Origin of the sequence: Corallococcus sp. AB049A (genome assembly GCF_003668885.1) — a bacterium.
GTDB classification, from domain to species: domain Bacteria; phylum Myxococcota; class Myxococcia; order Myxococcales; family Myxococcaceae; genus Corallococcus; species Corallococcus interemptor.
Window position 1 is genome coordinate 1 of the sequence record NZ_RAWL01000397.1, and the last position, 7937, is coordinate 7937.

Genomic DNA, 7937 nt, shown 5'->3' on the forward strand with positions numbered 1-7937 from the left:
TCCCTACCCCAACCGGCCCCCGCCTCCCAGCGACGGGTGGGGGCGGATTGCCTCTTCTAGACAAGCCGCCGGACATGGTTATGGGGAAGGGGATTGGCGCGTTCCAGCCAGCGCCCGGAGGCCTTCATGTCCGCAGAGACCCACCCCCAGCGGGAAACCCATTCATTCCAGGCGGAGATCCAGCAGCTGCTGAGCCTGGTCATCAACTCGCTCTACAGCCACCAGGAGATCTTCCTCCGGGAGCTGGTGTCCAACGCGTCCGACGCGCTGGACAAGCTGCGCTTCCGCGCCATCACGGAGCCGGAGCTGCTCAAGGACGAGCCCGCGCTGGAGCTGAGAATCGTCCCGGACGCCGACAAGGGCACCCTCACCATCGAGGACACCGGCATCGGCATGACGCATGACGAGCTGGTGAAGAACCTGGGCACCATCGCGCACTCCGGTTCGCGCGAGTTCCTCCAGGCGCTGGCGCAGAAGGGCAAGAATGACGTGCAGCTCATCGGCCAGTTCGGCGTGGGCTTCTACAGCGCCTACCTGGTGGCGGACCGCGTGGAGGTGGTGAGCCGCGCCGCGGGTGAGACGTCCGCGTGGAAGTGGGCGTCGGAGGCGCACGGCACCTTCACGGTGGAGCCGGCGGAGCGCGCGGCTCGTGGCACCGCCATCACGCTGCACCTGAAGGCGGACCAGAAGGAGTTCCTGGATGAGTGGAAGCTGAAGCAGCTCATCACCCAGTACTCGGACTACGTGGGCCACCCCATCAAGCTCCAGGTGACGAAGCACGTGGGCAGCGGGGACACGCAGGCCACGGAGACCGCGCTGGAGGTGGTGAACAAGGCGAGCGCCCTCTGGCAGCGTCCGAAGAGCGACATCACGGACGAGCAGTACCAGGAGTTCTACAAGCACCTGACGCACGACTACGACAAGCCGCTGGCGTGGACGCACTTCAAGGCGGACGGCACGCAGCAGTTCACTGGCCTGCTCTTCGTGCCCAGGCACCCGCCGTTCGACCTGAACTCGCAGCAGCAGCGCGGCGTGCGGCTGTTCGTGAAGCGCGTGTTCATCATGGACCGCTGCGAGGACCTGGTGCCGCAGTGGCTGCGCTTCGTGCGCGGCGTCATCGACTCGGACGACCTGCCGCTCAACGTGTCGCGTGAGATGTTGCAGGACTCGCAGGTGGTGCGCGCCATCCGCAAGCACGTGGTGAAGAAGTCGCTGGACCTCCTGGAGAAGCTGGCCAAGGACAAGCCGGACGACTACCGCGCGTTCTGGGAGTCCTTCGGCACGGTGCTGAAGGAGGGCCTGACGCTGGAGACGGAGTACCGCGAGAAGCTGGGCGCGCTGGTGCGCTACGAGTCCTCGCGCGAGGAGGGCCTGACGTCGCTGGCGGACTACGTGGGCCGCATGAAGGAGGGCCAGGAGGCCATCTATTACGTCTACGGCGAGAGCCGGAAGGCGGTGGCGGACAGCCCGCACCTGGAGGCGCTGAAGCAGCGCGGCTACGAGGTGCTCTTCATGACGGACCCGGTGGACGAGTGGGCCGCGCAGGGCCTGCGCGAGTTCCAGGGCAAGCAGCTGGTGTCCGCGCTCAACGCGGACCTGAAGCTCCAGTCCACGGAGGAGGAGAAGAAGGCGAAGGAGCAGGTGTCCGAGGGGCTCAAGGGCCTGACGGAGAAGATGAAGGACGTGCTGAAGGAGGACGTGCGCGAGGTGCGCGTGTCGGACCGGCTCACGGACTCGCCGGTGTGCCTGGTGGTGTCGGAGGGCGGCACGCCGGCCTACCTGGAGCGCCTGCTCAAGGAGCGCGGCAAGGGGATGCCGCGCATCAAGCGCATCCTGGAGGTCAACCCCAAGCACCCGGTCATCGAGCACCTGCGAAGCCTGCTCGCGAGCAATCCGTCCTCGCCGCAGGTGGGCGAGTGGATTGAGCTGCTCCACGACCAGGCGCTGCTCACGGAAGGCAGCCCGCTGAGCGACCCGAACCGCTTCGCCCGCCGCATGACGGCGCTGCTCACGCAGGTGGCCTCGGGCGCGGGCAACGGCATCCCGGCCGCACAGGTGCCGCCGCCCGCGGCGACGGCCCAGACGCAGTCCAGCTGAGTGACGGCCCATGGCGTGGCGGGAGCGGTGCACCCGCTACGCCTGGGTCGAGAAAACCTGTCCGACTGTCGGACAGACTGAAGCCGAGCGAGGTCCACGAGGCTCCGCACCCGACTCGGGGCCGCCGGAACCTGTCCGACAGTCGGACAGGTTCTGAACCGGTCGGGCTTGCAGGTGCGCCGCGCCGAGGCCGGGAGGCTCGCGTTCGCGTGCCGAGCGCCCTACCCCTTCGCGTTCCGCAGGTCCGCGAGCAGCGCCTCTCCGGTCCACGCGCGGCGGTTGCCGCCCTCGGCCTCACGGATGAGCGCCACGAGCCGGGCGTTCACGGGGGCGGGCAGGCCATGCTTCGCAGCCAGTTGGACGACCTCGCCGTTGAGGTAGTCCACCTCCGTCTTGCGGCCCGCGTGCAGGTCGTCCCACATGGACGAGCGCGCCTTCGGGTCGATGGCCAGCATCTTCTTCGCCAGCACGCCGAACACCGCGTCCGGAGCGCCCAGCAGCAGGGGGATCCATCCCGGCGGCAGCGGCGTCAGCTTCGCGGGCTTCACCCCGGCACGTCGCAGCACCGCCAGCGCCTCGCCCTGCGCGAGCGCCAGGCACCGCCGCCACGCGCGCTGCGACAGCTCCTCCTTCAGCGGCAGGTTCGCCAGCGCGTTGAGCGCATTGTTCAGGTTGAACAGCAGCTTCGCCCACTGCACCGCGACGATGTCCGCGTGCTGCTTCAGCGGCAGCCCTCCGCGGCTGAAGGCCTCCACGAACGGCGCGAGCACGGCGTGCCGCTCCACCTCCAGCGTGCCCTCCGAACCCGCGTGGAAGTGCCCCTGCCCCTGGGCCGCGACGTTGAAGGGCACCATCCCCGTGAGCACCGTGCGGCCGGGCAGCAGGCCGCGCAGCACCGCCGCGTTGTGCAGCCCGTTCTGGAAGCTGATGACGATGGCCCCGGGCTTGAGCCGCGCCGCGAGCGTCCGTCCCGCCTCCTCCGTCGCCGCGGACTTCACCGTGACGAGCACCAGGTCGGCCGTGGTCAGCGCTTGCGGATCCGTGTCGATGCGCACGTCCGCCGCGTTCACCTTCAGGTCCGCGCCCTGCCAGTCCGTCAGGTGCAGGCCGTGCGCGCGAACCTCCGCCACCACCCGCTCGCGTCCAATGAAGCGCACCGTCGCGCCCGTCGCGGCGAGCCGCCCTCCCACGTAACAGCCGATGCTGCCCGCGCCGAAGATGCAGAACTCAGGGGTCGAAGCCATGGGCGCGCATCGTGTCACGTCGCGGGCCACACCACGACGATGAGCACGTCCCACAGCGCATGGCTCACCCAGGACGCCAGGGGCGTGCGGCGCCACTCGGCCAGCGCGCCCCAGGCCAGCGACGTGGGCAGCGCGGCCAGGGCCAGCAGCGGCTCACCGAAGCCCAGCAGCACGGCGCTCGACAGCACCGCCGACCCGGCGACGGCGCCCCACCGCCCCAGCCGGGGACGCAGCGCGCCCTGCACCCACCCGCGCCAGAACAGCTCCTCCGCCGGGACGAGCAGCAGCACCAGGGCCAGCGCCATGCCTGGCGACCCCGTGCCGAACGTCGAATAGATGGATTGCAGCGGCCCGCAGAGCGCGTCGGTGAAGCCTCCACAGAAGGCCCACAGGAAGGCCCGAGCGCCCGCGTACAGCACCACCGCCTGGGCCACGCCCCACGCGGTATCCGGCAAGGACAGGGAGGGAGGCGGCCTGCGCCAGGGGCCCATCGCCCGCCACGTCACCGCGAGCCACACGGCGCAGAAGACGGAAGCGACGGCGAAGAAGCGCGGCGGATGCACGTGCACCAGCGCCGTCCAGGCCAGCACACCGCCCACGGCCACGGCCCGCCAGAACGGCAGGGCCGCGTCACGCACGGGCGGCGGTCCAACGGGGGAAGCAGTCATCGCGCGCGGCAGCGTACCCCGGCGCGATGGACGCCGGCGGGCACGTTCACGCGTGCACCGCCGGCGGAGCGCTTCACGTCACTGCGGGAGGCACGCGCCGCTGCCCGCGCTGTCGCTGACGCAGCGGTAGCCCGTGCGGCACGTCCCCTGGGGGTTGGTGCCCGACGGCGTGCAGGACGCGAAGCAGTAGGCGGTGGCGCCCCTGTCGTTGCTGTAGCAGGCAGAGCCCGACGGGCAGCTGTCCGTCACGCAATCCTGGGTGCAGTAGCCGCCCGGGAAGCTGGTGCCGGTGAGGCACAGGCCGTCCGTGCCGCACGCGCCGTTGGTGGTGCAGGCGCCGCCAATGGTCGACGTGGGCGTGTGGTCTTCGTCCGACTGGTACGGCACCAGCGTGAAGCTGACGCCGCTGGTCGTCTTGCCCTTGGTGACCGTCACGGTCTCCACCTGGGTGGTGTCGCGCCAGAAGCCCACGCGGTCGCCGTCGTCGAAGAAGTCCCCTTCGCCGGTGTCGTCGATGGACGCCAGCACCAGGTAGTCACGCGGGGTGATCTTCGCGCTGTAGTTGTACCCGTTGGTGCCGGACACCGTGCCGATGCCGTCGTCGTCGATCTGCACCTCGCCCGCGGCGTCCAGGTACGCGAACGCGATGACCGCGTCCTTCTCATCCGTGGCGCCCACGCGGAACTTCACCAGCACCTGCGCGTTGCCCGCACCGGACGCGCCGGTCAGGTCGATCTGCGCCACGTAGCTGCCCGCCGCCAGCGAGCCCGGGGTGACGCTCACGTTCAGCGCCGCGGACTTGTACGCGGGAATCGACAGCGACGTGCTGGAGACGGCCACCGCGGAGGCGTTGGTGCCGGAGACGGCCACGCTCACCTGCAGCGTGCCGCCGCCGTTGTTGCGCACCGACAGCGCCTGCGACGCCGAGCCGGTGAAGGACAGCTGCGTGGTGCTGATGGCCAGCTTCGGGGGCAGCGTCGGGTCCCCGCCGCCCTTGGCGCGCAGCACGGCGGCGTACGCGTCCACCAGGCCCGCGCCGCAGCCCTCGGAGCACTGGCTGGTCGTGTCCGCGGTGTCCTTCAGGATGGCCTCCACGTCCGCCGTCTTGAGGCTCGCGTCCTGCGCCAGCATCAGCGCCACGATGCCCGCCACGTGCGGGGTGGCCATGCTGGTGCCCTGGTACCACTCATACGAAGGCTGGTTGCTGCTGTTGGGCAGCGTGGACAGCACGCCGTCCGGGAAGGCGTCGCCGTTGCGGTCCTCGCTCGTCTGGCCGCCGGTGGCCATCACGTCCACCTGCGAGCCGTAGTTGGAGTAGCTGGCGCGCTTGCCGTTGAAGCGCACCGCGCCCACGCAGATGACGTTCTGCTGGTTGCACGGGAAGCTGGAGGAGGTGTTCTCGTTCTCGTTGCCCGCCGCCACCACCAGGATGGCGCCGCGCGTGTTGGCCGCGTTGATGGCGGTCTGCATCTCCGCGGACGCGGAGCCGTTGCCGCCCAGGCTCATGTTGATGACCTTCGCGGGCGTGGTGTTCACGCGCACGCCGGGCACGGTGCCGCCGCTGGCCCAGGTGATGCCCGCGATGATGTCCGCCAGCGAGCCGCCCTGCGTGCCCAGCACGCGCACCGGCAGGATGTTGCGCCCGGACCAGGTGACCCCCGCCACGCCCACGCCGTTGTTGGACGAGGCGCCGATGGTCCCCGCCACGTGCGTGCCGTGGTACGACGAGCCGCCGTTGGGCAGGTCCTTGCCGTTGTCCGTGGGGTCCGCATCCACGCCGTCGCCGTCGCCCGCGTTGGCGATGCTGGAGATGAGGTCCACGCCGGGCAGCACGCGCGAGTTCAGGTCCGGATGGACCGTGATGCCCGTGTCCAGCACCGCCACGACGATGGACTCACTGCCCGTGCCCAGGTCCCAGGCCGCCGGCAGGTTCATGTTCTTGTAGTGCCACTGCCGCGCGTAGAGCGGATCATTCGGCACGTTGAGCGCGCGCACGCGCAGGTTGCTCTCCGCGTTCTGCACGCCCGGCACCGCCTGCACGGCCTGCAGCACGCGCACGTGCTCCGCCTCCGTCAGCGCGCGCACGTTGGGCGCGCCGCCGGACATCGCCTGCGGCTGGCTCACCTCGTAGCGCAGCAGGTGCTGCGTCTCGCTCAGGAAGGCCTGGTGCACGACGTGGTAGCCCGCGACGCGCGCCTGCGCGACGGCCTCTTCCGCGGACAGGTTCGGCGTGTCGAAGTGGATGATGATCTCACCCGGCAGCAGCGACGCGTTGTGCGACAGCGGCTTGGACGGGATGCCCGTGCGCCACACGCCCCGCGCCGCCAGCGCGCTGGAGACCTTCTGGGACAGGTCCTTCGCGCCGGGCAGGGAGAAGAACGCATCCAGCGACGACCCGGCGTTCGCACCGGCGGAGCCAGCCTGGAACGGCTGCAGGGTGCCCGTCACGGTCCCCTTGGTCGAAGTCGTGTCGGTGTCGTCGTCATCGTCTTTGTTGTCGCCGGGACAGGCCGCGAGACCGAGCAATCCCAGGAGGGCAAGGCGACGGAGCATGAACGGATTCCTTGAAGAGCGAGTGTGTGCGTCCGACCCTAGGTCCGCTGCGGGCAACGCGTCCAGCGCTCCAGGGCCCGGCTGGCTGGTCCCCTTCTCCATTTCATCCCACACGGGTGCCGCATGTTGCCTGGGAGGCAACGCGCTGCTTCACGGGCAGCCGGGAGGACTATCGCCCCAGGTCCTGCAACACGGCTTGCGCCGCGCGGCGCCCGGACGCGAGCGCTCCGTCGATGGAGGCGTTCTCGCGGTGGTCACCGCACACGTAGAGCCCCGCGGCCAGCCGCACGGGCCGGTGCGGCTCCACCAGCGCGGACGGCGGCTGCGCGGGCAGCGCGTGCGGAATGGCATACGTGCGCAGGTGGCGCCACGCGGACACCGCCGGGCCGAACCACTCCGTCAGCTGCGCACGCACGCGCGCCTCCAGCGAGTCCGCGCCGCCCGCGTCATCCACCACCGACACGGACACCAGCGCCTGGCCCTTCGGCGCGTACGCGGCGGAGACCTCGCTCATCACCGCCACGTTGTTCACGGGCCCCCGCCCCTCGCCGTCGAGCACGAGCCAGGGCCCCTCCACCGGCGGCTCCGGCGCCGCGAAGTACAGGCACGTCACGCGGTTCATCCCCGGCGCCGGCATGCCCACGAGCAGCGACGCCGCGCTGTGCGGATCCGTCGCCACCACGACGGCGTCCGCGTGCAGCATCTCCCCGCCCGGCAGGCGCACGCGGTGCCCCCACGCCTCCTCCACGCGCACGCGCATCCGCAGCGCGCCCGACGGCAGCTTCTCCGCCAGCTGCGCCGGGATGGCGCCCATCCCCTGCTCGGGGACGGCCGCGTAACCCGTCGCGAACATCCGGAACACGAACTCCAGCATCCGGCTGGACGTCGTCAGCCCGCGCTCCAGGAAGATGCCGCCAAGGAAGGGCGTGAAGAACGCGTCGACCATCTCCTCGGAGAAGCCCAGGTCGCCCAGGAAGCGCCGCGACGCCTGCTGGGGCCGCTGCCACAGGTCCCCCAGCTCCCCGGACGTGGCGTGCTGCCGCAGCTCCAGCACGCGCAGCTTGTCCGCCAACCCACCCGGCGCGTCGAACAGATGTGACACCGCCGTGACGGGATGCCGCAGCGGGTCCGCCAGCGTGTGCAGCCGCCCACCCCGCCACACCTTCGCGCCTGGGATGAAGCGTTGGAGCGACAGGGCCTTGAGGTCCAGCACCCGCCGTCCTTCCGGGTAGGCCGTGAGGTACACCTGGAAGCCCCGGTCCAGGAGGAACCCCTCGTGCGAGTCGGTGCGCACTCTTCCACCTGGTGCGTCCCCTGCTTCCAGCACGTGGGCATCCACGCGCGCCTCCAGCAGCGCCGTCGCGCACGCCAGGCC

The 7937-nt window shown here is 70.7% G+C and carries 5 protein-coding genes; 1 reads left to right on the forward strand and 4 read right to left on the reverse strand.

The window, feature by feature from the left end; genetic code table 11:
• Positions 1-126: 126 nt before the first annotated feature.
• Positions 127-2097: a molecular chaperone HtpG gene (gene htpG, locus D7X55_RS31290; protein WP_121724979.1), complete on the forward strand. Its 1971-nt coding sequence runs from the start codon at positions 127-129 to the stop codon at positions 2095-2097.
• Between the two features lie 221 nt (positions 2098-2318).
• On the opposite strand, the gene D7X55_RS31295 is transcribed toward htpG, so the two are convergent.
• The 4 genes from D7X55_RS31295 to D7X55_RS31310 form a co-directional block, all read right to left on the reverse strand.
• Positions 2319-3341, reverse strand: coding sequence for a 2-dehydropantoate 2-reductase (locus D7X55_RS31295; RefSeq protein ID WP_121724978.1), 1023 nt, complete (start codon positions 3339-3341; stop codon positions 2319-2321).
• Between the two features lie 14 nt (positions 3342-3355).
• Complete coding sequence (locus D7X55_RS31300) at positions 3356-3979, reverse strand: CPBP family intramembrane glutamic endopeptidase (RefSeq protein ID WP_233610178.1); 624 nt, start codon at positions 3977-3979, stop codon at positions 3356-3358.
• A 108-nt stretch (positions 3980-4087) separates the two neighbouring features.
• Positions 4088-6562, reverse strand: a complete 2475-nt coding sequence (locus D7X55_RS44250; RefSeq protein ID WP_233610179.1) for a S8 family peptidase — start codon at positions 6560-6562, stop codon at positions 4088-4090.
• 169 nt (positions 6563-6731) lie between these two features.
• Positions 6732-7937 (reverse strand): NAD(P)/FAD-dependent oxidoreductase (locus tag D7X55_RS31310; RefSeq protein ID WP_147470276.1); only part of this gene is annotated, 1206 nt, incomplete at its 5' end.